Source organism: Pseudomonas sp. F-14 TE3482, assembly GCF_053629455.1.
In genome coordinates, this window is the sequence record NZ_JBRJII010000001.1 from 834,803 (window position 1) to 859,787 (window position 24,985).

The 24,985-nt window shown below is 59.4% G+C and carries 26 protein-coding genes; 14 read left to right on the forward strand and 12 right to left on the reverse strand.

Going from position 1 to position 24,985, the window contains the following annotated elements; translation table 11 throughout:
- Positions 1-4 precede the first annotated feature (4 nt).
- The 4 genes from AB7M26_RS03570 to ntrC all read left to right on the forward strand — a co-directional run bounded on the left by AB7M26_RS03570 (position 5) and on the right by ntrC (position 4,059).
- Complete coding sequence (locus AB7M26_RS03570) at positions 5-520, forward strand: DUF4124 domain-containing protein (RefSeq protein ID WP_123500024.1); 516 nt, start codon at positions 5-7, stop codon at positions 518-520.
- On the forward strand, positions 517-1,122 hold the full coding sequence (locus tag AB7M26_RS03575; RefSeq protein ID WP_429375672.1) for a DUF4124 domain-containing protein: 606 nt from the start codon (positions 517-519) through the stop codon (positions 1,120-1,122). Before AB7M26_RS03570 ends, AB7M26_RS03575 begins: the two co-directional genes overlap by 4 nt.
- Positions 1,123-1,540: 418 nt before the next feature.
- Positions 1,541-2,626, forward strand: coding sequence for a nitrogen regulation protein NR(II) (gene glnL, locus AB7M26_RS03580; protein WP_008068785.1), 1,086 nt, complete (start codon positions 1,541-1,543; stop codon positions 2,624-2,626).
- Complete coding sequence (gene ntrC / locus AB7M26_RS03585) at positions 2,623-4,059, forward strand: nitrogen regulation protein NR(I) (protein ID WP_007897405.1); 1,437 nt, start codon at positions 2,623-2,625, stop codon at positions 4,057-4,059. The genes glnL and ntrC overlap by 4 nt, the downstream gene beginning before the upstream one ends.
- 550 nt (positions 4,060-4,609) lie before the next feature.
- Here the strand turns inward: ntrC and AB7M26_RS03590 are convergent.
- A complete protein-coding gene (locus AB7M26_RS03590; RefSeq protein WP_123500028.1) occupies positions 4,610-5,050 on the reverse strand; it encodes a hypothetical protein in 441 nt (146 codons plus the stop codon).
- Here AB7M26_RS03590 and AB7M26_RS03595 point away from each other — a divergent pair.
- Positions 5,049-5,504, forward strand: a complete 456-nt coding sequence (locus AB7M26_RS03595; RefSeq protein WP_019691309.1) for a tRNA (cytidine(34)-2'-O)-methyltransferase — start codon at positions 5,049-5,051, stop codon at positions 5,502-5,504. The two genes, AB7M26_RS03590 and AB7M26_RS03595, sit on opposite strands and share 2 nt — an antisense overlap.
- A gap of 108 nt (positions 5,505-5,612) precedes the next feature.
- Here AB7M26_RS03595 and secB read toward each other — a convergent pair whose 3' ends face one another.
- Genes secB through AB7M26_RS03610 form a run of 3 tightly spaced genes read right to left on the reverse strand, consistent with a single transcriptional unit; the run spans position 5,613 to position 6,823 of the window.
- Positions 5,613-6,098, reverse strand: coding sequence for a protein-export chaperone SecB (gene secB / locus AB7M26_RS03600; protein WP_007897410.1), 486 nt, complete (start codon positions 6,096-6,098; stop codon positions 5,613-5,615).
- Between the two features lie 55 nt (positions 6,099-6,153).
- Positions 6,154-6,408 carry a glutaredoxin 3 gene (grxC, locus tag AB7M26_RS03605; protein WP_053153180.1) on the reverse strand — a complete coding sequence of 85 codons (255 nt, stop codon included), beginning with the start codon at positions 6,406-6,408 and terminating at the stop codon, positions 6,154-6,156.
- Position 6,409: 1 nt separating this feature from the next.
- Entirely contained in the window at positions 6,410-6,823 is a 414-nt protein-coding gene (locus AB7M26_RS03610; protein WP_007897412.1) for a rhodanese-like domain-containing protein, read from the reverse strand.
- Positions 6,824-6,976: 153 nt separating this feature from the next.
- Between AB7M26_RS03610 and gpmI the strand changes: the two genes are divergently transcribed.
- The 5 genes from gpmI to AB7M26_RS03635 all read left to right on the forward strand — a co-directional run bounded on the left by gpmI (position 6,977) and on the right by AB7M26_RS03635 (position 13,547).
- Complete coding sequence (gene gpmI / locus AB7M26_RS03615; protein WP_123500030.1) at positions 6,977-8,506, forward strand: 2,3-bisphosphoglycerate-independent phosphoglycerate mutase; 1,530 nt, start codon at positions 6,977-6,979, stop codon at positions 8,504-8,506.
- 252 nt (positions 8,507-8,758) lie between these two features.
- Positions 8,759-10,051 carry a murein hydrolase activator EnvC family protein gene (locus tag AB7M26_RS03620; RefSeq protein ID WP_123500032.1) on the forward strand — a complete coding sequence of 431 codons (1,293 nt, stop codon included), beginning with the start codon at positions 8,759-8,761 and terminating at the stop codon, positions 10,049-10,051.
- Between the two features lie 34 nt (positions 10,052-10,085).
- Positions 10,086-11,405, forward strand: coding sequence for a S41 family peptidase (locus AB7M26_RS03625; protein ID WP_123500034.1), 1,320 nt, complete (start codon positions 10,086-10,088; stop codon positions 11,403-11,405).
- Between the two features lies 1 nt (position 11,406).
- On the forward strand, positions 11,407-12,204 hold the full coding sequence (locus AB7M26_RS03630) for a divergent polysaccharide deacetylase family protein (RefSeq protein ID WP_429375674.1): 798 nt from the start codon (positions 11,407-11,409) through the stop codon (positions 12,202-12,204).
- 104 nt (positions 12,205-12,308) lie between these two features.
- A complete protein-coding gene (locus tag AB7M26_RS03635; protein WP_429387937.1) occupies positions 12,309-13,547 on the forward strand; it encodes a trypsin-like serine peptidase in 1,239 nt (412 codons plus the stop codon).
- Between the two features lie 3 nt (positions 13,548-13,550).
- On the opposite strand, the gene AB7M26_RS03640 is transcribed toward AB7M26_RS03635, so the two are convergent.
- From AB7M26_RS03640 to AB7M26_RS03675, 8 genes are all read right to left on the reverse strand, one after another.
- Complete coding sequence (locus tag AB7M26_RS03640; protein ID WP_123500040.1) at positions 13,551-14,306, reverse strand: substrate-binding periplasmic protein; 756 nt, start codon at positions 14,304-14,306, stop codon at positions 13,551-13,553.
- Positions 14,307-14,374: 68 nt separating this feature from the next.
- Positions 14,375-15,145: an imidazole glycerol phosphate synthase subunit HisF gene (gene hisF, locus AB7M26_RS03645; protein WP_007897430.1), complete on the reverse strand. Its 771-nt coding sequence runs from the start codon at positions 15,143-15,145 to the stop codon at positions 14,375-14,377.
- Positions 15,146-15,154: 9 nt separating this feature from the next.
- A complete protein-coding gene (gene hisA, locus AB7M26_RS03650; protein ID WP_123500042.1) occupies positions 15,155-15,892 on the reverse strand; it encodes a 1-(5-phosphoribosyl)-5-[(5-phosphoribosylamino)methylideneamino]imidazole-4-carboxamide isomerase in 738 nt (245 codons plus the stop codon).
- 42 nt (positions 15,893-15,934) lie between these two features.
- Positions 15,935-16,195 carry a DUF2164 domain-containing protein gene (locus tag AB7M26_RS03655; RefSeq protein ID WP_429387942.1) on the reverse strand — a complete coding sequence of 87 codons (261 nt, stop codon included), beginning with the start codon at positions 16,193-16,195 and terminating at the stop codon, positions 15,935-15,937.
- The gene (gene hisH / locus AB7M26_RS03660) at positions 16,196-16,834 is read right to left on the reverse strand and encodes an imidazole glycerol phosphate synthase subunit HisH (RefSeq protein WP_123500044.1); all 639 of its coding nucleotides are present in this window, start codon (positions 16,832-16,834) and stop codon (positions 16,196-16,198) included.
- Entirely contained in the window at positions 16,834-17,427 is a 594-nt protein-coding gene (gene hisB, locus AB7M26_RS03665) for an imidazoleglycerol-phosphate dehydratase HisB (RefSeq protein ID WP_007939452.1), read from the reverse strand. The genes hisH and hisB overlap by 1 nt, the downstream gene beginning before the upstream one ends.
- A 263-nt stretch (positions 17,428-17,690) precedes the next feature.
- Entirely contained in the window at positions 17,691-18,869 is a 1,179-nt protein-coding gene (locus AB7M26_RS03670; protein ID WP_123501468.1) for an integrase core domain-containing protein, read from the reverse strand.
- 113 nt (positions 18,870-18,982) lie between these two features.
- Positions 18,983-20,647: an OFA family MFS transporter gene (locus AB7M26_RS03675; protein WP_123498420.1), complete on the reverse strand. Its 1,665-nt coding sequence runs from the start codon at positions 20,645-20,647 to the stop codon at positions 18,983-18,985.
- Positions 20,648-20,913: 266 nt separating this feature from the next.
- Between AB7M26_RS03675 and AB7M26_RS03680 the strand changes: the two genes are divergently transcribed.
- The 4 genes from AB7M26_RS03680 (at position 20,914) to AB7M26_RS03695 (ending at position 24,963) form a co-directional block, all read left to right on the forward strand.
- Positions 20,914-21,318: an acetyl-CoA sensor PanZ family protein gene (locus AB7M26_RS03680; RefSeq protein WP_123498418.1), complete on the forward strand. Its 405-nt coding sequence runs from the start codon at positions 20,914-20,916 to the stop codon at positions 21,316-21,318.
- A 77-nt stretch (positions 21,319-21,395) separates the two neighbouring features.
- A complete protein-coding gene (locus AB7M26_RS03685; RefSeq protein ID WP_123498416.1) occupies positions 21,396-23,630 on the forward strand; it encodes an AsmA family protein in 2,235 nt (744 codons plus the stop codon).
- Entirely contained in the window at positions 23,627-24,694 is a 1,068-nt protein-coding gene (gene mutY, locus AB7M26_RS03690) for an A/G-specific adenine glycosylase (protein ID WP_123498414.1), read from the forward strand. The genes AB7M26_RS03685 and mutY overlap by 4 nt, the downstream gene beginning before the upstream one ends.
- Positions 24,691-24,963, forward strand: coding sequence for an oxidative damage protection protein (locus AB7M26_RS03695; RefSeq protein ID WP_007897448.1), 273 nt, complete (start codon positions 24,691-24,693; stop codon positions 24,961-24,963). Before mutY ends, AB7M26_RS03695 begins: the two co-directional genes overlap by 4 nt.
- Positions 24,964-24,985: the final 22 nt, after the last annotated feature.

Consider the following 24,985-nt stretch of genomic DNA (forward strand, 5'->3'; position numbering starts at 1 on the left):
TGCAATGCGCTCATTGTTGTTATGCCTGCTTGTGCTGATCGCCCTGCCCGCCGCCGCGCAGATCTACAAATACACCGACGCCAACGGCAACACCGCGTACAGCAATCAACCGCCCGATGGCGTAAAGGCTCAGCCCGTGGAGTTGCCACCGCTCAACAGCGTCGAGCTTCAACCTCCGAGCGAACCTGTAGCGCCTGCGCAAGCCAGTAGCCGCGAACAGCCCGGCAGCGCCTATCAAGTGCTGGAGCTAACCGGCTTGCCCACCGAAGAAGCCCTGCGCGCCAACAACGGCACGTTCACGGTCAGCGCCTTGATCCAACCGCGCCTGCAGGGCGCTCATCGATTGAGGCTGTTACTGGACGATCAACCCTACGGCCAACCGAGCAACGTGCCGATTCTGCAACTGGTGAACATCGACCGTGGCGAACACCGCCTCGCGGTTCAGGTGATCGATGGGCAACACGTCGTGCAGCAGAGCCCCACCGTGACCTTCACCGTACAACGGATGCATAAGCCTTGAGGTGCTGGCTGTTGGTCGCATGCCTGATCAGCCTGCCGGCAATGGCCGAGGTTTTCACCTACATCGACGCCCAGGGCAATCGGGTCTTCACCGATCAGCCGGGCACCCGTAATGCCAAGCGTGTACCACTGGCGACCAGCAATCGGATGTCGGCCAACCCGAGCGGCGCCGCGCCAATGACGGCCGCGAAAAACCAGGCCAAACCACTGTTTCATTACGACATGCTTCGTGTGCTGGTGCCGGACCCGGATGCCACGATCCGTAGCACTGCCGGTGAATTGATCGTCAGCGTTACCAGCGAACCCGGCCTGCAACAGGGCCATCGTTATCGTCTGCTACTGGATGGACAACCCACCGCCGAGCCTGGCCCGAGCCCGGTGTTCGCCCTGAGCAACATCGATCGCGGCAGCCACAACCTGTCGGTGGAAATCCTCGACGAACAGGGCCGTACCGTCGAACGCACGGCCAATCAACCCTTCCACATGCAGCGCATTTCCCTCGCGCAGAAACGTCAGGTCAAACCCTGCGTCCTTACCGACTACGGCCAACGACCGGAATGCCCCCTCAAAGACAAACCCGAAGAAGAAAAAAGCTTCTTTTAGCGCTAACGCCGGTCCGTTAAGACGTAGAACCTGTGGGAGCGTGGCTTGCCCGCGAAGAACGATGACGCGTAATACCTGAAAAACCGCGGTGCATTCTTCGCGGGCAAGCCACGCTCCCACAGGATTCTCGTCGCTCAAAGTTGTTCGCCACAGTTCTGTACTTGGCCCGGGCTCTTCTGCTTCTTTTACTTCGTTCAGGCTTGCGCACTATATTGGTGCAATAGAGTGCACAGTACTCACAACACAACCCATTTTGGTTCGAAAGTACCCGCAAAAACTGGCAAAGCGCCACGCAAGCGAGCGTCAAACGCCCGTTTCAGGCGTTTAACGCTTCTTTTCGGAGCCTTGGTTTGGTTTTTGCATTTTCCTCGTATCAGCGCTTGTTTCTTACGCGCGCTCCGCTCCAAAAGAGGTCCTGATGACCATTAGCGACGCACTACACCGCTTGCTACTCGACAACCTGACCACCGCAACCATTCTGCTCGACGCCGAACTGCGCCTTGAGTACATGAACCCGGCGGCGGAAATGCTGCTGGCCATCAGCGGCCAGCGTAGCCATGGACAGTTCATCAGCGAGTTGTTCACCGAATCCACCGAGGCGCTGAACTCCCTGCGCCAGGCAGTCCAGCAGGCGCACCCGTTCACCAAGCGCGAAGCGATGCTCACCGCCCTCACTGGCCAGACCCTGACTGTCGACTACGCCGTGACACCGATCCTGAGCAATGGCAATACGCTGCTGTTGCTGGAGGTTCACCCGCGTGACCGCTTGTTGCGGATCACCAAGGAAGAGGCGCAGCTGTCGAAGCAGGAGACCAGCAAGATGCTGGTACGCGGCCTCGCCCATGAAATCAAAAACCCGCTCGGCGGGATTCGTGGCGCGGCTCAATTGCTCGCCCGTGAATTGCCGGAAGAGAGCCTGCGCGATTACACCAACGTCATCATTGAAGAAGCCGATCGCCTGCGCAATCTGGTGGATCGCATGCTCGGCTCCAACAAATTGCCGTCACTGGCCATGTGCAATGTCCATGAAGTGCTGGAACGCGTAGGTCAGCTGGTAGAGGCCGAAAGTCAGGGCTGCATCACTTTGGTGCGTGACTACGACCCAAGCATTCCGGATGTGTTGATCGATCGCGAACAGATGATTCAGGCCGTCCTGAACATCGTGCGTAACGCGATGCAGGCCATCAGCAGCCAGAACGAGCTGCGCCTTGGCCGCATCAGCTTGCGTACCCGCGCCATGCGCCAGTTCACCATCGGCCACGTGCGCCACCGCTTGGTGACCAAGATCGAAATCATCGACAACGGCCCGGGGATCCCCGCCGAGCTGCAGGAAACCATCTTCTTTCCCATGGTCAGCGGTCGCCCGGACGGTACCGGGCTGGGCCTGGCCATTACCCAGAACATCATCAGCCAGCACCAGGGCCTGATCGAATGTGAAAGCCATCCAGGCCACACCACGTTCTCGATCTTTCTGCCACTGGAACAAGGAGCCACATCGACATGAGCCGTAGTGAAACCGTGTGGATCGTCGATGACGACCGTTCTATCCGTTGGGTCCTGGAAAAAGCCTTGCAGCAGGAAGGCATGACCACGCAAAGCTTCGACAGCGCCGACGGCGTGATGAGCCGCCTGGCGCGCCAGCAGCCGGACGTGATCATCTCCGACATCCGCATGCCGGGTGCCAGCGGCCTGGACCTTCTGGCACGGATTCGCGAACAGCACCCACGACTGCCGGTCATCATCATGACCGCGCACTCCGACCTGGACAGCGCTGTCGCGTCCTATCAGGGCGGCGCATTTGAATACCTGCCCAAGCCGTTCGATGTCGACGAAGCCGTCTCTCTGGTCAAGCGCGCCAACCAGCACGCTCAGGAACAGCAAGGCCTGGAAGTCCCGGTCGCCCTGACCCGTACGCCAGAAATCATCGGCGAAGCACCGGCGATGCAGGAAGTGTTTCGCGCCATCGGCCGCTTGAGCCACTCCAACATCACCGTGCTGATCAATGGCGAATCCGGTACCGGTAAAGAACTGGTGGCCCACGCCCTGCACCGTCACAGCCCACGGGCGGCCTCGCCGTTCATTGCGCTGAACATGGCGGCGATCCCCAAGGATCTGATGGAGTCCGAGCTATTCGGCCATGAAAAAGGCGCTTTTACCGGCGCGGCTAACCTGCGTCGCGGGCGTTTTGAGCAGGCTGATGGCGGCACACTGTTCCTCGATGAAATCGGCGATATGCCGGCGGACACTCAGACGCGCTTGCTGCGGGTATTGGCGGACGGTGAGTTCTACCGTGTCGGCGGTCATGTGCCGGTGAAGGTCGACGTGCGAATCATCGCTGCGACTCACCAGAATCTGGAAACCCTGGTGCACGCCGGTAAATTCCGTGAGGACTTGTTCCACCGCCTCAACGTGATCCGCATCCACATTCCACGGCTGTCGGACCGTCGCGAGGACATCCCGACCCTGGCCAAGCATTTCCTCAGTCGCGCCGCGCAAGAACTGGCGGTGGAACCGAAGCTGCTGAAAAGCGAAACCGAGGAATACCTGAAGAATCTGCCGTGGCCAGGCAACGTGCGTCAGCTGGAGAACACCTGCCGCTGGATCACGGTGATGGCTTCGGGTCGCGAAGTGCACATCAGCGATCTGCCGCCAGAGCTGCTGAGCCTGCCGCAGGATTCGGCACCGGTGACCAATTGGGAGCAAGCGTTGCGTCAGTGGGCTGACCAGGCGCTGGCTCGCGGTCAGTCGAGTCTGCTCGACAGCGCCGTGCCAGCCTTCGAGCGGATCATGATCGAGACCGCCCTCAAACACACCGCCGGCCGCCGCCGCGACGCTGCCGTGTTGCTGGGTTGGGGCCGCAATACCTTGACGCGCAAGATCAAGGAATTGGGGATGAAGGTTGATGGTGGGGATGATGATGAAGGGGATGAGGGCTAAATAGCCGCCAGTTCCTCGCTGAGCTCCAGATCCCATCGCGGGCAAGCCCGCTCCCACAGGAATTTTCAGTGGTTTCACTATCGCGCGAACACCATTGAACTTGTGGGAGCGGGCTTGCCCGCGAGGCTTTTGGGGCCAACATGCACCGCCCGAATGCACCGTGACCTGCAATCGCGCACGACAACCGATCTGAAACCCCGCCTTCATTTGCAAAAAAACCATAACGCAGAAACACAAAAGCCCCGAATTACGGGGCTTTCAGCGCTGCCGGGCGGCTTTCTGTTGCAACTTGTTAGAAACTGGCACGCCCCCTGCAATAGTCCAATCAGTGATTCGATTCACTACCCAGTTTCGGGGACCTTGGTACAGGCAGGCCGGGGATTCCCCTCTTTACACCGGGCTCATACCGCAATTGCGACGAGCCCATCCCGTTTTGGGGTCCTTGGTACAGGCAGGCCGGGGATTCCCTCTTTACACCGGGCTCACGCCGCAATGCGCGAGCCCTCCCGTTTTGGGAACCTTGGTACAGGCAGGCCGGGGATTCCCTCTTTTATTGCTCTCGGAGATGGATCTCCAGCCGCCAGCGGTCATCGACCTCGCTACCGGCCCACTCGCCCTGCAGCGGCCGGGCCGCCACCACCGTCAGCAATAATCCCCCATCACTCAAACGCGTTCGCCAGTTCACGTCCTTGCCGTTGAGCTTGAGCTGACCTTTCTGTGCCTTGCCTTGCGCCTCGAACAGCAGCGCCACGCTGCCGTCGACTATCTCGCCGTGGGTTTTGGGTTCGTTGTTGAACCACACCACCAGTCCATCGTTCGTCACCTCGACCTGCTCTAAAACACTGGGGTCGGGCGCGGTCAGGCGACCGATCATCAGGCCCACCATCACCCCGACAATCGCCAGCGAAGCCATCACCCTTGGGAATAGTTTCGAACGAGGGTCCTTTGGCGGCGTAGAATGCCCGTCATCTTTACCTTCGGAGCCGTGCATGTTTCACGTCATCCTTTTCCAACCAGAAATTCCGCCGAATACCGGCAACGTTATCAGGCTGTGCGCCAACAGTGGCTGCCACCTGCATTTGATCGAACCGCTGGGCTTCGAGATGGACGACAAGCGTCTGCGCCGGGCCGGCCTCGATTACCATGAGTATGCCACCCTGCAACGCCACGCAGACCTCGCCAGCTGTCTGGAAAGCCTCGGCCATCCCCGGCTGTTCGCCTTTACCACCAAGGGCTCGCGGCCCTTTCACGACGCAAGCTTCGCCGAGGGCGATGCCTTCCTGTTCGGCCCGGAAAGCCGTGGCTTGCCGGCCGAGGTGCTCGACGCCCTGCCCGCCGAACAACGCCTGCGCCTGCCGATGCGCGAAGGCTGTCGCAGCCTGAACCTGTCCAACACCGTGGCCGTCGCCGTTTACGAAGGCTGGCGTCAGCTGGGGTTCAAATAACCCGACGATCGTTTTCGCCTGACAGAAACAATCGCGGGCAAGCCCGCTCCCACAGGTTTTGCACAATCCTGTGGGAGCGGGCTTGCCCGCGATTTTCAGCAGCGCAGCTTACTGAACGGTTGGAGTCTCGCCAGCCGCCTGCATGCGTTGCAGCTCTTGTGCGTACAGCGCGTCGAAGTTCACCGGGGCCAGCATCAGGGCCGGGAACGAACCACGGGTCACCAGGCTGTCCAGGGTTTCGCGAGCGTACGGGAACAGGATGTTCGGGCAGAACGCACCGAGGGTGTGGCTCATCGAAGCATCGTCCAGGTTCTTGATCAGGAAGATCCCGGCCTGTTGAACTTCAGCGATGAACGCCACTTCTTCACCATTTTTCACGGTGACCGACAGAGTCAGCACGACTTCGTGGAAGTCGCCTTCCAGAGCCTTCTGACGGGTGTTCAGATCCAGACCGACACTCGGCTCCCACTGCTGGCGAAAGATCGCCGGGCTTTTCGGGGCTTCGAAGGACAAGTCGCGTACGTAGATGCGCTGCAAGGAGAATTGCGGTGCGGTTTCTTCTTCGCTAGCTGCAGTGTTCTGTTGGTCAGTCATCTCAGATCCTTTCTGATCTCGGGTCTTGTAGGGTTGGCTATTTCAAGTAAGGCAGTCAGGCCTTGAGCAGGGCGTCGAGCTTGCCGGCGCGCTCCAGGGCAAACAAATCATCACAGCCGCCAACGTGGGTGCTGCCGATCCAGATCTGCGGCACGGACGTACGCCCGGCCTTCTGAGCCATCGCGGCACGCACCTGCGGCTTGCCATCGACCTTGATCTCTTCGAAGGCTACGCCTTTGTTCTCGAGCAGGTACTTGGCTCGCGAGCAATAAGGGCAGTAATCGCTGGAATAGACGACGACGTTGTTCATATCACTTCACCAGCGGCAGATTGTCGGCTTTCCAGCTGGAAATACCACCGGACAGCTTGGCGGCGGTGAAGCCGGCTTTCATCAGTTCGCGGGCATGAGTGCCGGCAGTCTGGCCCATGGCGTCGACCAGGATAATGGTCTTGGCCTTGTGCTTTTCCAGTTCGCCGACGCGAGCGGTCAGTTTGTCGTGAGGAATGTTCAACGCGCCAACAATGTGACCAGCGGTGAAATCCTTGGTCGAACGAATGTCGATCACAACGCCCGCGTCCTTGTTGACCAGCCCGGTCAGTTCACCGGTGCTCAGGCTGCGGCCGCCGCCTTGCATCTGATAAGCGATCAGCAACGCCAGCAGTACGACGAAGATACCGACGAGCAAATAGTGGTTAGTGGCAAATTCAATCAGGTGAGCAACCATCGAAGGAGGTTCCAGGGCGTTAAAATGTCGGCCAGTATACACAGCCACTATGGTGGGCCAAACCCCGTCCGGCGGTGACGGCGTCGGAACTTCGCTTTAAACTCCTACTCCCTTTTCCATCGCCCTCTTTTAATTCAGCCACGAGTGGAATCCATGACTACCACGCCTAAACCTTTGGTCCTGATTATTCTCGACGGCTTCGGTCACAGTGAGAGCCCTGAATCCAACGCCATCTATGCGGCGAAGAAGCCCGTACTGGACCGCCTGTGGGCTACCGTACCGAACGGCCTGATCTCGGGCAGCGGCATGGACGTCGGCTTGCCGGACGGCCAGATGGGCAACTCCGAAGTCGGCCATATGAACCTTGGCGCCGGCCGCGTGGTGTACCAGGACTTCACGCGCGTGACCAAAGCGATCCGCGACGGCGAGTTCTTCGAGAACCCGACCATCTGCGCCGCAGTGGATAAAGCCGTTGCTGCCGGCAAAGCCGTGCACTTCATGGGCCTGCTGTCCGATGGCGGCGTTCACAGCCACCAGGATCACCTGGTCGCCATGGCTGAACTGGCCTACAAGCGCGGTGCGGAGAAAATCTACCTGCACGCGTTCCTTGATGGCCGTGATACGCCACCGAAAAGCGCTCAGTCGTCGATCGAGTTGCTGGACGCGACCTTCGAAGCCCTCGGCAAAGGCCGGATCGCCAGCATCATCGGTCGCTACTACGCCATGGACCGCGACAACCGTTGGGATCGCGTGTCCCAGGCCTACAACCTGATTGTCGATGGCGCCAGCGAATTCAACGCCGCCACTGCACAGGAAGGCCTGCAAGCCGCTTACGAGCGTGGCGAAAGCGACGAATTCGTCAAAGCCACCAGCATCGGTGAGCCGGTGAAAGTCGAAGACGGCGATGCCGTAGTCTTCATGAACTTCCGCGCCGACCGTGCCCGCGAGCTGACCCGCGTGTTCGTCGAAGACGATTTCAAGGAATTCGAACGCGCTCGCCAGCCCAAACTGGCCGGTTTCGTCATGCTGACCCAATACGCCGCCAGCATCCCCGCGCCGTCGGCGTTCGCCGCGAGCAGCCTGGACAACGTGCTGGGCGATTACCTGGCGAAAAACGGCAAGACGCAGCTGCGCATCGCCGAAACCGAGAAGTACGCCCACGTGACTTTCTTCTTCTCCGGCGGTCGCGAAGAACCGTTCCCGGGCGAAGAACGCATCCTGATCCCGTCACCGAAAGTCGCTACCTACGACTTGCAGCCCGAGATGAGCGCCCCGGAAGTCACCGACCGCATCGTCGATGCCATTGAAAACCAGCGCTATGACGTGATCGTGGTCAACTATGCCAACGGCGACATGGTTGGCCATAGCGGTGTGTTCGACGCGGCAGTCAAAGCGGTTGAATGCCTGGACCTGTGCGTCGGCCGTATCGTCGATGCGCTGGAAAAAGTCGGCGGCGAAGCCCTGATTACCGCTGACCATGGCAACGTCGAGCAAATGTCCGACGAAACCACCGGCCAGGCGCACACCGCCCATACCACCGAGCCGGTGCCGTTCATTTATGTCGGCAAGCGGGACTTCAAGGTCCGCGACGGCGGCGTGCTGGCGGATGTCGCGCCGACCATGCTGATGTTGCTGGGGCTTGAGAAACCTGTGGAAATGACCGGGACTTCTATTCTGGTGTAATCCGCCTCTTCAAACGCCATACAACCCTGTGGGAGCGGGCTTGCCCGCGATAGCAATCTGACAGCCAACTTCTATGTTGAATGTCAGGACGCCATCGCGGGCAAGCCCGCTCCCACAGTGGTTTGTGGTGGTTTCGAAGACTAATTACCCCTGAACCCCACTCCAGTTATCACACAACCCCAATTGGGCATTTTTTTTGCTGCGCTTGGCGGGCATACTAGGCCGTCCCTTTCCCTGGTGTCGCCCGCCTCTATGCTTCGCGTCCTGATAGCCCTTGCCCTGACTTGCCTGCTTCAACCGGCCTTTGCCGACGAGCGCACGCAAACCCAACAACAGTTGGACGCCACGCGTCAGGACATTGCCGAGCTGAAAAAATTGCTGGGTAAACTCCAGGAAGAAAAATCCGGGGTGCAGAAAGACCTCAAGGGCACCGAAACCGAGATGGGCAAGCTCGAGAAGCAGGTCGAAGCCCTGCAAAAAGAGCTGAAGAAAAGCGAATCCGAGCTGCAGCGACTCGATGCAGAGAAAAAAAAACTCCAGAGCGCGCGCATTGAACAGCAACGACTGATCGCCATCCAGGCCCGCGCGGCCTATCAGAATGGGCGTCAGGAATACCTCAAGCTGCTGCTCAACCAGCAGAACCCGGAAAAATTCGCTCGCACCCTCACCTATTACGACTATCTGAGCCAGGCCCGCCTGGAGCAGCTGAAGAATTTCAACGAAACCCTGCGCCAACTGGCCAATGTCGAAAAAGACATCGCCATGCAGCAGGCGCAATTGCTGGTTCAGAAAAGCAGCCTCGACAGCCAGCGCGACGAACTCGACAAGGTCCGCAAGGAACGCCAGCAAGTCCTGGCCAAACTCAGCGACGACGTGAAGGCCCGCGATCAGAAACTGGCGGCGCGCGAGCAGGATCAGGCGGACCTGTCTAAAGTCCTTAAAACCATCGAAGAAACCCTGGCCCGTCAGGCCCGAGAGGCAGAAGAGGCGCGGCAAAAAGCGCTGATCGCCCAGCAGGAAGCCGAAAAAAAGCGTTTACGTGAGGCTCAGGCTGAAGCAGATGCCACTGACGCCCCACGCAAAACCGTTAAATCGACACCCGGCGCACTGGTTTCAAGTTCAGGCGAAACCTTTGGCGGCCCCTTTGCCTCCTCCCGCGGCAAACTTCCATGGCCGGTTGATGGTCGACTGCTGGCGCGCTTCGGTGAAAGCCGTGGCGACGATGCCCGTACCAAATGGGACGGCGTAATGATCAGCGCCTCCGCCGGCAGCCAGGTGCATGCCGTTCACGGCGGCCGCGTGGTGTTTGCCGATTGGTTACGAGGCGCCGGGTTGCTGGTGATCCTCGACCACGGCAACGGTTTTTTGAGTCTTTACGGTCACAACCAGACGCTGCTCAAGTCTGCGGGTGACGTGGTAAAAGCCGGTGAGTCCATCTCCACTGTCGGTAGCAGTGGCGGCCAGGACACACCAGCGCTGTATTTCGCTATTCGTCAGCAGGGTCACCCGAGTGATCCGGCGCAATGGTGTCGCGCGCAAGGATAGGCGTTGAGTCACCTACATTAGGAGTTCGTTCGACATGCTGTATTTGTCCCGCCTTACCTCGCTGGCCCTGACGATTGCCCTGGTGATCGGCGCACCGTTGGCGTTTGCCGCTGAGCCTGCCCCGGTGATCGCACCTGCGGGCACTGCTGCGACCACCAAGGCGCCATTGCCGCTGGACGAGTTGCGCACTTTTGCCGAAGTCATGGACCGGATCAAGGCCGCCTATGTGGAACCGGTGGACGACAAGACCCTGCTGGAAAACGCCATCAAAGGCATGCTCAGCAACCTCGACCCGCACTCCGCGTACCTCGGCCCGGAAGACTTCGCTGAATTGCAGGAAAGCACCAGCGGCGAATTCGGCGGCCTGGGCATCGAAGTCGGCGCCGAAGACGGTTTCATCAAAGTGGTTTCGCCCATCGATGACACCCCGGCCTCCAAGGCGGGCATTCAGGCCGGCGACTTCATCGTCAAGATCAACGGCCAGCCGACTCGCGGCCAAAGCATGACCGAAGCCATCGACAAGATGCGCGGCAAGATCGGCCAGAAGATCACCCTGACCCTGGTACGCGATGGCGGTGCGCCGTTCGACGTGACCCTGGTCCGCGCCATCATTCAAGTGAAGAGCGTGAAGAGCCAGCTGCTGGAGTCCGGCTACGGCTACATCCGCATCACCCAGTTCCAGGTCAAGACAGGCGAAGAGGTCTCCAAGGCCCTGGCCAAGCTGCGCAAAGACAACGGCAAGAAGCTCAGCGGCATCGTCCTCGACCTGCGTAACAACCCGGGGGGCGTGCTTCAATCGGCGGTGGAAGTGGTCGACCACTTCATCACCAAAGGCCTGATCGTCTACACCAAGGGTCGTATCGCCAACTCCGAATTGCGCTTCTCAGCCACCGGCAAGGACGAAAGCGAAGCCGTGCCAATGGTCGTGCTGATCAACGGCGGCAGTGCCTCGGCCTCGGAAATTGTTGCCGGCGCCCTGCAGGATCAGAAACGCGCCGTGGTCATGGGCACCACCAGTTTTGGCAAAGGCTCGGTGCAGACCGTGTTGCCGCTGAACAACGAGCGCGCACTGAAAATCACCACGGCGCTGTACTACACGCCGAACGGCCGCTCGATCCAGGCTCAGGGCATCGTCCCGGACATCGAAGTGCGCAGGGCCAAGATCACCAACGAGCAGGACGGCGAATACTTCAAGGAAGCCGATCTGCAAGGTCACCTGGGCAATGGCAACGGCGGCGCCGATAAACCGACCGGTTCCGGTGGCAAAGCCAAGGCCATGCCGCAGGATGACGATTACCAGTTGGCCCAGGCCCTGAGCCTGCTCAAAGGGCTGAGCATCACCTCCGGCCGCTGAGATGCGCCTGCGGTTGCTCCTCGGCCTGCTGTGTTGTCTGGCGGGTGTCGCTCACGCGGCGCCTGCCACGACAGCGGCCACACCGGCGAAGGCTTATCTGAGCCTGATCATCGATGACCTGGGGCAGAACCTGCTTCAGGATCGCCGCGTGCTGGCGCTGCCCGGCCCGGTCACTGCGGCAATCATGCCCGACACCCCCCACGCCACCGAGTTCGCCCGCGAAGCCCATCGCGCCGGCAAGGTCGTCATCCTGCACATGCCCATGGCTCCGGCCACCGGGCCGTTCGCCTGGCATCCCGAGTTGCCCATCGAAGAACTCGAGAAGCGCTTGAGCGCGGCGTTCAAGGCTGTGCCGTATACCGCTGGTATCAACAACCACATGGGCAGCCGCATGACCGCCCAGCAACCGGCCATGGCCTGGCTGATGGCCGACTTGCAGCGTCGACACAAGTTCTTCGTCGACAGCCGCACCAGTGCACAAACCGTGGCCGCCGCCGAGGCGCAGAAGATCGGTTTGGCGAGCGTTTCGCGGGATGTGTTCCTCGATGACGAGCCCACTGAAGCCGCGATTTTCACTCAGCTACAAACGGCTATCAGCCTGGCGCGCAAGCAGGGTTCTGCGGTGATGATCGGGCATCCGTATCCGCAGACATTGGCGGTGCTTGAACGTGAATTGCCCAAGCTCAAGGCTCAGGGCATTGACTGGATCGATATCCAACAAATGATCAGCGTGCGCGGCAATCGCGCGACGGCGGCACATGGCAAGGATGGCCAGTACCGCCTCCCAACCGCCCGGTAATTGCTCGCAGCCCACTCCATTTCGCGATAACTATTTATACCTGTCGGCACACAGACGCGTGCCACGATAGCGCTCACCCCGAATTTCATCACCAAGGAATGGACATGAAATATCTCAGCTTGTTTTGCTTCACCGGCCTGATTGGCCTGCTGGCTATTTCCGCCGTGCAGGCCCGCGACCTGGGCGAAGGCGCTGTCAACGACTCACCGTCAAGGGCACTGCAAAACAGCGAACATTTTTATGAAATCTGGAGCGGCGTGGGACGACTCAGTCTCCACTCGGGCGAGACTTGCAGCGCCGTTCTACTGGATACGCGAAACAGGCAAGGCCGGGCCACCGGCCCTGCTTACCTGCTCACCAGCGGTCATTGCGTATTCTTTGGGTACGGTTCGGCGCGGACCAATCTGCCTTTGAAAGCCAGCGTCACCTTCCGCTACTTCCATGACGTACCACAGCGCAAGCGCCAATACGCCATCCGAACTTCCCGATGGAGCAGTCTGGTCGGGACCGATCTTGCAGTACTGGAGGTAGACGCAACATTGGCGTCGCTGATACAGGCCGGGATCAACCCGCTCAAGCTGGCCTCCCATCAAACCTACGAAAGTCAGGAAGCGCTTAACGTTGGCGCGCCGGGCGGCTTTATCGAACAGGGGCTTCGATTGAGCGCCTGTGCTGAACAAACCGCCGGAACGTTTATCGATCATCCAGGGGTTTTCCCTTTGGCCATGAAAAACAGCTGCGATCTTCACGCCGGCAGCTCCGGTAGCCCGATGCTGAACCGCCGCACCAATGAAATCACCGGCATCGTCAGTAAAGTCGGGATCTCGCGCAATACCCCGGCGCCGCCCGATTGTGAGCACTCGACGTCTTGCAAGGCCGCCCGTTTCAACTACAGCTACTCGGCCAACTTCCTGCACAAGTGCTTTATTGACGGTGTTTTTACCCGCGATGGGGCGCAGTGTTCGTTGGAGCCGGTCGAACTGACTGTCATGGAGCCCTGGAAGCTCAAGTCATACGTTTATAGAACGCAAAATGCGGATGAGCAGATCGTATTGCCTACGTGGGACTTCAGGTTCTCCCTCGAGGCGCCCTTCTACCGCTACAAAACGGTCCATAACGCTCGGGATTGTCAGGCGCCACGCAACTATAGCGCCGCCATCAGCGCTGAAGATGCTTACATCAATACTGAAATCGGGCCACAAAGCGGTGCATATGCGCTTTGTATTATCGGTGTCGCCTCACGGGAACAGCAGCTGACAAGCGCGACATTGAATAACGTGTTTACAAGTGCCATGTACTTGAGCGCGACGCCGGACGCTGCAATTCAGACCCCATCGAGGTAATTGCTACAGATAGCGCCCCATGATGTCGTCAACAATGCCTTCCTTGCGCAGTTGATCCAGCGCGGCTTGCAGCTTGGCGACTGTTTCGTCCGGCACGTCCTTGTTCAGCGCCAGGTAGAGCTCGGCGCTGTTGAAGCGCAGCACGGTCTTGAGCCCGTTCACGCCTTCCTGGCGCGCCAGGTAGCGGCCTGCCGGGTCACCCGTGGCCCACAGATCAATCTGGCCGTTGACCAGTTTTTTGGCGTTATCTTGATCGCGCAGCACAACAATCGGTTTCAATCCTTGCTTGGCCAGTGTCTCGGCAATCGCATCGCCCTTGTAGGCGCCGATCTTGTACTTGCGCGCCTGCTCCAGCGACTCGAGGGTGATCTTGCTATCGGCCTTGGCCAGCAGGATCCAGTCGTCCGGGCCGATAGGGCCGACCCACTTGAAGAGTTTCTCGCGGTCCGGCAACCGTGCCATCACGAACACGCCATAGCCAGGTTTTTCCAGGGCGAGTTTGTAGATTCGCTCCCAAGGGAAACGTAGTGTCAGGCTGTAGGTAATGTCGGCGCGTTTGAACATCTCGCGGACGATATCCACGGCGATGCCATTGATATTCTCGTCCTGAGCAAAATTCTTGCCGTTCTTCGCCATGTTGTACGGCGGGAAGTTTTCCGTCAGCAGCACCAGACCGGTGCCGGGATTTTCTTCGGCGTGAACTCCGTTGATGAACAACAGAGAAGCGCTGGCGAGGACAAGAAGAAGACGTTTAAGCATGTCGGGCTACCGGAATCCATGGCGTGCCCAAGAGTGCCTTGAGCCCGCCATACTGTCCACTGGCCTGTTTAACGCATCACGATGCCGCGATGAGCCATGTAAGCCTTGGCTTCCTGCACGGTGTATTCACCGAAGTGGAAAATACTCGCCGCCAGCACCGCACTGGCGTGACCTTCAAGGATGCCGTCGGCCAAGTGCTGCAGGTTGCCGACACCGCCGGACGCGATCACCGGAATCCCCAGCGCATCGCTAATGGCGCGGGTGACACCCAGGTCAAAGCCGTTTTTCATGCCGTCCTGATCCATGCTGGTCAGGAGGATTTCACCGGCGCCGAGGCCTTCCATCTTCTTCGCCCACTCAACGGCGTCGAGGCCGGTTGGCTTGCGACCGCCATGGGTGAAGATTTCCCAGCGCGGGGTTTCGCCCGGACCGGACACTTTCTTCGCGTCGATGGCGACGACGATGCACTGCGAGCCGAAATGCTGGGCTGCTTCGCCGACGAATTCCGGGTTGAACACTGCAGCGGTGTTGATCGAAACCTTGTCCGCACCGGCATTGAGCAAGTTACGGATGTCCTGCACGGTACGCACGCCGCCGCCGACGGTCAGCGGGATGAACACCTGGCTGGCCATGCGCTCGACGGTATGCAGCGTGGTGTCGCGACCGTCGACGCTGGCGGTGATGTCGAGAAAGGTAATCTCGTCGGCACCTTGCTCGTCGTAACGACGGGCAATTTCCACCGGGTCGCCGGCGTCGCGAATATTCTCGAACTTGACGCCCTTGACCACCCGGCCGTTATCCACGTCCAGGCAAGGGATGATGCGTTTGGCCAGCGCCATGGTGAGTCCTCAGCCTTTGTACGAATCGCAGAAAGCTTGCGCTTCAGCGACATCGAGGGTGCCTTCGTAGATCGCCCGGCCGGTGATGGCGCCGATGATGCCTGGCGCCTTGGCGTCGAGCAGCGACTTGATGTCACCCAGATTGTGGATACCGCCGGAAGCGATCACCGGAATCTTCGTCGCCGCGGCCAAAGCGGCGGTGTACGAAACGTTGCAGCCCTGCATCATGCCGTCTTTGGCGATGTCGGTATAAACGATCGCGGACACGCCGTCGGCCTCGAATTGCCTGGCCAGGTCGATCACCTGAATGGTGCTGATTTCAGCCCAGCCGTCGGTGGCGACAAAACCGTCTTTGGCATCCAGACCGACGATCACTTTGCCCGGAAACGCGCGGCAGGCTTCAGCAACGAAAGCCGGATCTTTCACGGCTTTGGTGCCGATGATCACGTAGCTCACGCCCGCTTTGACGTAGTGTTCAATGGTTTCCAGTGAGCGGATACCGCCGCCGATCTGAATCGGCAGGTTCGGATAGCGCTTGGCGATGGCGGTGACCACCTCACCGTTGACCGGCTGGCCTTCGAAAGCACCGTTCAGGTCGACCAGATGCAGACGGCGGCAACCGCCTTCCACCCACTTGGCAGCCATGCTCACCGGGTCATCGGAGAACACTGTGGAATCTTCCATGCGGCCCTGGCGCAGACGAACACAGGCACCGTCTTTGAGATCGATAGCGGGAATAATCAGCATCTGGCAAACCTTCAAATTCGAGTATTCAGCTTCGCTCGGAAATCAGTTTTTCTCGAGCGCCCACAGGTCGCTTTCGATGCTTTCGAACCTCTCTTTGAGGTGCGTCTGCACATCGAAAATCGCCCTGTTGTAATAGTGCGGAGCAATTTCGCGGGTAAACAGCTCAAGGATTTCAGCCGCTTCGAACGAACCCAGGTCCAGCTCGAAGCGATCCTCCATGAAGCGTTTGATCTTGTGATTGGCCTCGTTCTCCTGCTCGGGAGTGAGGCTCAGGATCGGCGGCTTGCCCTTCTTGACGGCCATTTACCAGCGACCATCCCACGCCGCGAAGTTCTGCAGCAATTGCAGGCCATGGGTGTGGCTTTTCTCCGGGTGGAACTGCACGGCGAAACGCGAGCCGTCGGCCAGCGCGGCGGCGAAATCGACCCCATAGTGACCGCTACCCACCACCTGCCGCGCATTGCCGGCAGCGATGTAGTAGCTGTGCACGAAGTAGAAACGCGCCAAGTCCGGAATGTTGTGCCACAGCGGGTGTTCTACCGTCTGCTTCACTTCGTTCCAGCCCATGTGCGGCACTTTCAAGTGTTCGCCGTCTTCGTGCAAATCCTTGCCGAAGAACTTCACCTGACCCGGGAACAGGCCAATGCAGTCCACGCCGTCGTTCTCTTCGCTGCTGTCGAGCAGGGCTTGCATGCCCACGCAAATGCCGAGGAACGGACGGTCCTGGCTGACTTCACGCACCAGCGAGTCGAAGCCCAGGCGACGGATCTCCGCCATGCAATCGCGAATCGCACCGACGCCGGGAAATACCACGCGATCGGCTTCGCGAATCACATCGGCATCGCTGGTGATCAGCACCTTGCCGGCACCGACGTGCTCGAGGGCCTTGGCCACCGAGTGCAGGTTGCCCATGCCGTAATCGATAACCGCGACCGTCTGCATTACAGAACGCCTTTAGTCGACGGCATTTGCCCGGCCATGCGGTCATCCAGCTCTACGGCCATGCGCAGGGCGCGGCCGAAAGCCTTGAACACGGTTTCGATCTGGTGGTGGGTGTTGTGCCCACGCAGGTTGTCGATGTGCAGGGTGACGTTGGCGTGGTTGACGAAGCCCTGGAAAAATTCCTGGAACAGGTCAACGTCGAAACCGCCGACGGTCGCGCGGGTATAAGGAACATGCATCTGCAGGCCAGGGCGGCCGGAGAAGTCGATCACCACACGCGACAGCGCTTCATCGAGCGGCACGTAGGCGTGGCCGTAGCGACGAATGCCTTTCTTGTCGCCGATGGCTTTGGTGAAGGCTTGACCCAGGGTGATACCGACGTCTTCCACCGTGTGGTGGTCGTCGATATGCAGGTCGCCCTTGCTGACAATATCCAGGTCGATCAGCCCGTGACGGGCGATCTGGTCCAGCATGTGCTCAAGAAAAGGTACACCGATATCAAATCGGGCCTTTCCGGTGCCATCCAGGTTGATCGAGGCTTTGATCTGGGTTTCCAGAGTGTCGCGCTCGACAGACGCCATACGTTCGGCCATCACCAGCTCCGCAAAAATCATTGGGGCGAAAAAGGCAGCCATTATAGGGTCGCGGGCGCTAAACAGAAACACGAGAGGTGATATCACTGACGGAGTGAATCCCCTGTCGTCGGGGATAGACATGTCAGTACAAGCCGGCAAACACAAAATCTGTGTCCACGCAGAGCAAATGTGGGAGCGGGCTTGCTCGCGAAAGCGGTGTGTCAGACAACATCGATGTCGACTGGCACGCCCTCTTCGCGATGTAGAAACGGATACATCCTTTACAATCGAGACCGGGGACATCCTTTACGTTTTTGTGGGTTTGAAAGGCGGTTTTCACCGCTTTTCAAACGACCTAAAAGGTAATTGCACAAATACACTTCCCAGACCTCATCTTCCACCTCCTTCAGCCCTAGTGCCTCACCCACCAGCGATTCGCTGACAAATACCATTCCACCTTTCCACTTCATTGAACCGTTTTGCCGGACTTTTCTGACCAGCATTTGTGAAGGGTAATTCACCTCCGGCACACGTCCGTCGTAGAGGCGGCTGGATGGCACATAAACATCCGCCGGAACCTTCATTGCCAGGGCCTTGTGAGGGCGTTCGTAGTTGTATTCGTGGCGAAACCGTTCAAACGCCAGCTGCTGCTGTACCAAATTATGCTCAGGTGTCTGAAGCAGCGCAGCCTTGAGGGTTCGGTGCATTCGTTCATGGCGGCCATTCTGGTCAGGGCGTCCGGGCTGGATACGCTCGGGATAGATACCCAAACGTATGAACCACGCCGCCAGACTGGAGATGCGCGACACGCCGGTCGAGGCAAAAGGTGAACCGTTATCCGTGCGAATGACATTGGGCAACCCATACTCTCGAAAAGCCCAGTCAAATCCTTCGCGCGCCCCAGCCACACTGCTTTGCGCCCGACAAAGTAAGAGGAATCGACTGACATGATCGGAGATCGTCAAAGGAAAGCAGCGCTGACCTGATTGCAGGGCGAAGTCGCCTTTGAAATCCGCCGCCCATGTTTGATTGGGCTCTGTGGCTTCGCGTAATGGAATAGGCCCCGTCGGTGGGCGATTAAGGAAACGTCGTTTTTGCACCAAACCTGCACGCTTGAGCCATTCGCCAGCGGTGCTCAACGCGGGCCAAGGCAGCTCCGCGTGCGTGTTTTTAAGGTTGTGAACCAACTTCTCAGGTCCCCAACTCGGATGCTCGCGCTTATAAGCGATCAGCAACTCAAGGACATGCTCACTGATTTGATGGGGGCTGTGGTGCGGACGTCTGGACAGCTCTTTGAGCCCGTCGATGCCACGTTCAGCATAGCGCGCTAGCCACTTGTCCAAAGTGGGCCGGCTGACACCGTAATGCCGTGCCAGCTCACATTTGGAATAGGCGCCGGACATCCAGTCGCCTACGAGTTTCACTCTCTGATCCATTGGGGACTCTCGATTCCAGGGCATGGTCAGGCACCTCCTGACCGTATTTCATACCTGTAAACGATGTCTCCGGTTTAAAACGTAAAGGATGTCTCCGGTTTCTACCCGAGCAAGCCCGCTCCCACAGGGGTTTTGCGTTAGTGAAAGAGAACCGCAGTCTTCTGCAGCGTCACCCAAACACCCCACGCCAATGGAATGCCCACAACCAGCCACGCAGCCACCGCCAAAGGCTTGGTACCCGCATCCGCTTTCCACTCCAGCACAGTGCTGGCGTCAGCACCTTTGTCGTGGCCCAGCGCTTGTTCGGCGGCCAGTTCGGCCTCGGTCATGAAGTACTTGTCGGCCACCGGGCGAACCATCAGGTTGCACAGGAAACCCAGCACCAGCAGGCCCGCGAGGATGTACAGGGTGATGTCGTATGCCGCAGCGCGTTCAACGCCGATGCTCAGCTGATATTCACGCAGGTAGTTCACCAACACCGGCCCCAACACACCCGCCGCCGCCCACGCCGTCAGCAAACGACCGTGGATCGCGCCGACCATTTGCGTACCGAACAGGTCAGCCAGATACGCCGGCACCGTCGCAAAACCACCGCCGTACATCGACAGGATGATGCAGAACGCCGCCACAAACAGCGCAACGTTGCCCAGATGACCGAGGTTCGGGATCAGTGCGTACAGCGCGAAACCCAAGGCGAAGAATACAAAGTAGGTGTTCTTGCGACCCAGGTAATCCGAGAACGAAGCCCAGAAGAACCGGCCACCAATGTTGAACAGGCTCAGCAAACCGGTGAAACCGGCCGCAATCGCTGCGATCGAGGCCAGTTGCCCGGCGTCCAGCTGACCAAACGTCTGGTCGGTGCCCAGCAATTTACCGGCGAAGACTTCCTGCAACAGCGGCGAAGCCATGCCGAGGATGCCGATACCCGCAGAAACGTTCAGGCACAACACCAGCCACACCAGACGGAATTGCGGGGTCTTCCACGCCACATTCACGTGCACGTGACGGTGAGTGATCATCGCGTTCGAGGCTTTTTTTGCCGGAGCAGTCCAGCCTTCAGGCTTCCAGCCGGTTGGCGGAACGCGGTAGGACAGCGCGCCACCGATCATGAACACGAAGTAGATCGCGGCCATAACCAGGAAGCTCTGCCATACGCCCACGCTGGTTGGCGAAGCGAAGTGCCCCATCAGCGCTGCAGCCAGTGGAGCGCCGACCATCGCGCCACCACCGAAGCCCATGATCGCCATGCCGGTTGCCATGCCGCGCTTGTCCGGGAACCACTTGATCAGGGTTGAGACCGGCGAGATGTAACCCAGGCCCAGGCCGATACCGCCAATGACCCCGGAGCCGATCCACATCAGCCAGATCTGGTGGGTATAGACCCCCAGCGCTGAAATCAGCAGACCGCCACACCAGCACAGTGCCGACACCACACCGGCCTTGCGAGGACCTGCGTGTTCCAGCCAGCCGCCCCAGATCGCTGCCGAGCAGCCAAGGAAGATGAAGAACAGGGTGTAGATCCAGCCGAGCATCGAGATCGGCCAGTCGCATTGAGACGAAAAGACCTGAGCAATGAAGCTCATGTCTGGCGCGCAAGTCACGGCCTTGGTGACGCCCAGGGCTTTGGACAACGGCAACCAGAACACCGAAAAGCCGTAGGCCATGCCGATGCACAGGTGGATGGCCAGAGCGGCCGGTGGTACCAGCCAACGGTTGAAACCGGGCCTGGCGATGATGCGCTCCTTGGACAGGAACGCGGGCTGGTCGGCTTTGATGCCGTCCGCCGTGATGCTCGTAGTCATGGTGTTTCCCCCAATTATTAGTATTGTTCGGCAGCCGTTCTTCACCCCAGCCTTAATGCACGCAGGCATGACTTTTTTTAGGTGAAGCTCCATTTTGGTGCGACATCACGTCGCAGAAGGGACGGACGAACGGGCAGAGGTTACCATTTGCAGGTGACAGAAAAACCAAACTGATATCACCTTTTTGTACGTCGTCTGATCTCGTACCACTGAACGAACATGTGTTCACCCGGTAGGAGCTGCATTAACTTTTCAAAGGAAGCGCCATGCCGATCATTGTCGAGCTGCTGAACCAAGCCACTTATCAGGATCAGCAAGACCTGCAGAAAATCTACCGCGACGCACCGGACTGGCTGTTTTCGCCATTCACAGGGGACATACAGTTGATCGAAGACTGCCTGCAGGACGGTGCGCTGATCGCCGGACGCTTCAACGATCGGCTGTTGGGGGCGGCACGCTTGCAACAGCACCAGGACGTCTGGCATTTGTCCCATTTATGCGTACGAAAAATCACCCGTCGCCGTGGCGTTGCCGAGCGTCTGGTGAACGAAGCGCAGAAAATGGCGTCGCAATCGGGCGCGACATTGCGACTGTTGGCGCCTGCCGGGCACCTCGAAGCTCAAGCGCTGGCGGCTAAGCTGAAGGTGCCGCTGGATGAGCTCCCGACGTGATCGCTGACCGGTCGGCCACTTCGGAGCGCTATACTCCCCGGCTAAATTTCGAATTCGACTAATACAAGGACTCGCCCATGAAAGCGTTCGGCAAAATCCTGGGTCTGGTACTTCTCGGGCTGTTGCTGATCATTGTGGCGCTGGGCTTTGCCCTGACCCACCTCTTCGATCCCAACGACTATAAAGACGAGATTCGCCAGATTGCCCGCGACAAGGCCCACATCGAGCTGACGCTCAATGGCGATATCGGCTGGAGCCTGTTTCCCTGGCTGGGCCTGGAATTGCACGAAGCCAGTGTTGCGACCCTGGCCAAGCCTACCGAACCGTTCGCCGACTTGCAGATGCTCGGCCTGTCGGTCCGCGTGATTCCGCTGCTGCGCCGCGAAGTGCAGATGAGTGATGTGCGCGTCGAAGGCCTGAACCTGCGCCTCAATCGCGACAAGGATGGCCACGGTAATTGGGAAGACATCGGCAAGGCCCCGGCGCCTGCCACCCCCAGTACCTCCGCCACGCCGCCCGCCGCCACCGGCGAACCTGCGCCAGCGACTACCGCTCAGGCAGAAAAACCGGCCCAGCCGATCCGCCTGGACATCGACAGCCTGACCGTCAACAACGCCCGCGTTGAATACAGCGACGAGAGAACCGGCAAGCAGTTCAGCGCCGAAAGCATCCAGCTGAGCACCGGCCCCGTGCACGACTCGACCAACATCCCGGTCAAACTCACCGCATTTCTCGGTACCAACCAACCGGTTCTGCGGGTGCGGACCGAGCTGGCCGGCGAGTTGCGTTTCGAGCGTGCGCTGCAGCGCTACAAATTCGAAGACATGAAACTCTCCGGTGAAGTCGCTGGCGATCCACTGCAAGGCAAGACCATGACCTTCGCCGCTCAAGGTCAGTTGCTGCTGGACAAGGCCGCCAACGTCGCCGAATGGACCGGCATCAAAATCTCCGCCAATCAGCTGCGCGCCTTGGGTGAACTGAAGGCCAATGACCTCGACAAGACCCCGCAAATCAGCGGCGGCCTGTCGATTGCCCAGTTCGATCTGGCGAAATTCGTCGACAGCATCGGCCAGAAACTCCCGGCGATGGCCGAAGGCAGCCTGAGCAAAGTCGAACTGGCCAGCCAGGTTGCCGGCACGCCGACCAGTTTGTCCCTCGACAGCCTCAACCTGAAACTCGATGACAGCACTTTCAGCGGCCGCATTGCTATCGAGGACTTCGCCAAGCAATCGCTGCGACTGAACCTCAAGGCTGACACCTTCAACGTCGATCGTTACTTGCCACCAAAATCCGCCGAAGCCAACAGCGCGAAACAGGTGCGTCAGGCTGAAGTGGCCAACACCGAGAACGAGGCCATGGCCGGCGCAGGCAGTTCACCGCTGCCACCCTCACCGACCAAAGGCCCGTGGAGCACCGAACGTCTGTTGCCGGTGGAGCGCCTGAGCAAACTCGACGTGAACGCTGACCTGACCTTCGGCCAGCTGACCCTCGACAAACTGCCGATTCAGAATGCTGCCCTCAAGGCCACAGGCCTTGGCGGCCTGCTGACGCTGGAGAACCTGCGCGGTGACCTGTACGACGGCAACTTCGAAGCCAAAGGTACCCTGGACGTGCGCCAGCAAGTGCCGGCGCTGAATATGCAGACGCGCATCAGCAAAGTGCCTGTAGAAAAAATCCTCGAAAGCCAGGGGAAAAATCCCCCGGTTCAAGGCCTGGTTACGCTCGATAGCGCGCTGACCAGCAGCGGCAATAGCCAGAGCGTGCTGATCGATAACCTCAACGGCAATGCCAGTTTCGTTATCAACAATGGCGTACTGCTCAATGCCAATCTTGAACAGCAACTGTGCAAAGGCATCGCCACCCTGAATCGCAAAACCCTCACCGGCGAACCACGGGGCAAGGACACACCGTTCGAAGAGCTCAAGGGCAACCTGACCTTCCACAACGGCGTGGCCAGCAACCCCGACCTGAAAGTGCGCATCCCGGGCATGACCGTCAACGGTAACGGCGACATCGACCTGCGGGTGCTGGGCATGGATTACCGCGTCGGCGTGATCGTCGAAGGCGACAAGAGCGACATGCCGGACCCGGCCTGCCAAGTCAGCGAGCGCTTCGTCGGCATCGAGTGGCCACTGCGCTGCCGTGGCCCGTTGGAACTGGGTGCCAAGGCTTGCCGCGTCGACAACGAACGCATGGGACAAGTCGCGAGCAAACTGGCTGGCGAGCGGATCAGCGAAAAAATCGACGAGAAGCTTGGCGATAAAGTCAGCCCGGAACTGAAAGACGCGCTCAAGGGGCTGTTCAAGCGATGAGAGCCGAGCAGTTTTCAACGGCGGTGCTGGATTGGTACGACCGCCACGGCCGCCACGATTTGCCATGGCAACAGGGCATCACCCCTTACCGGGTGTGGGTCTCGGAAATCATGTTGCAGCAAACCCAGGTCAGCACTGTGCTGAACTACTTCGACCGTTTCATGGCTTCATTGCCAACCGTCGAAGCCCTGGCCGCCGCCCCCGAAGACGAAGTGCTGCACCTGTGGACCGGTCTCGGTTACTACACCCGTGCGCGCAACTTGCAGAAGACCGCGAAGATTATCGTTGCCGAATATGGCGGCGAGTTTCCCCGTGATGTGGAAAAGCTCACCGATCTGCCGGGTATCGGCCTGTCCACCGCTGGCGCGATTGCCAGCCTGAGCATGGGCCTGCGGGCGCCGATCCTCGATGGCAACGTCAAACGGGTGCTGGCGCGCTTTACCGCGCAAGAGGGTTATCCGGGCGAGCCCAAGGTTGCCAAACAGCTGTGGGCCAACGCTGAGCGCTTTACTCCATATGATCGGGTCAATGCCTACACCCAGGCGATGATGGACCTGGGCGCTACGCTCTGTACCCGCAGCAAACCGAGTTGCCTGCTCTGCCCGCTGGAAAAGGGGTGCGAGGCGCACATGCTTGGCCTGGAAACCCGCTACCCGATTCCCAAACCACGCAAAGCCGTGCCACAGAAGCGCACGCTGATGCCGATGCTCGCCAACGGTGAAGGGGCAATTCTGCTTTACCGTCGCCCTTCCACGGGCCTGTGGGGCGGTCTCTGGAGCCTGCCGGAACTCGACGACCTCGACGACCTGCAACATCTGGCTTCGCAGCACTCGCTGGAACTGGGCAACCAACAGCCACTGCCGAGCCTGGTACACACCTTCAGCCACTTTCAGTTATCCATCGAACCCTGGCTGGTTCAGGTTCAGGAGGCCGGCCATCACGTGGCCGAGGCCGACTGGCTCTGGTATAACCTCACCACCCCGCCGCGCCTGGGCCTTGCCGCCCCGGTCAAAACCTTGCTCGAACGCGCGGCCGCCGTATTGAACGCAGGAGAGTCGTCATGACCCGCACCATCATGTGCCGCAAGTACAAAGAAGAACTGCCCGCCCTAGAACGCGCTCCATTTCCGGGCGCGAAAGGTCAGGACATTTTTGACCACGTCTCGGCCAAGGCCTGGGCCGACTGGCAGAAACACCAGACCCTGCTGATCAACGAAAAACGCCTGAACATGATGAACGCCGAAGATCGCAAATATCTTCAAGGCGAGATGGACAAGTTCTTTTCCGGCGAGGAATACGCCAAGGCCGAAGGCTACGTTCCGCCCGCTGAATAACCCCGCTTTTTCGAGGGGTGGA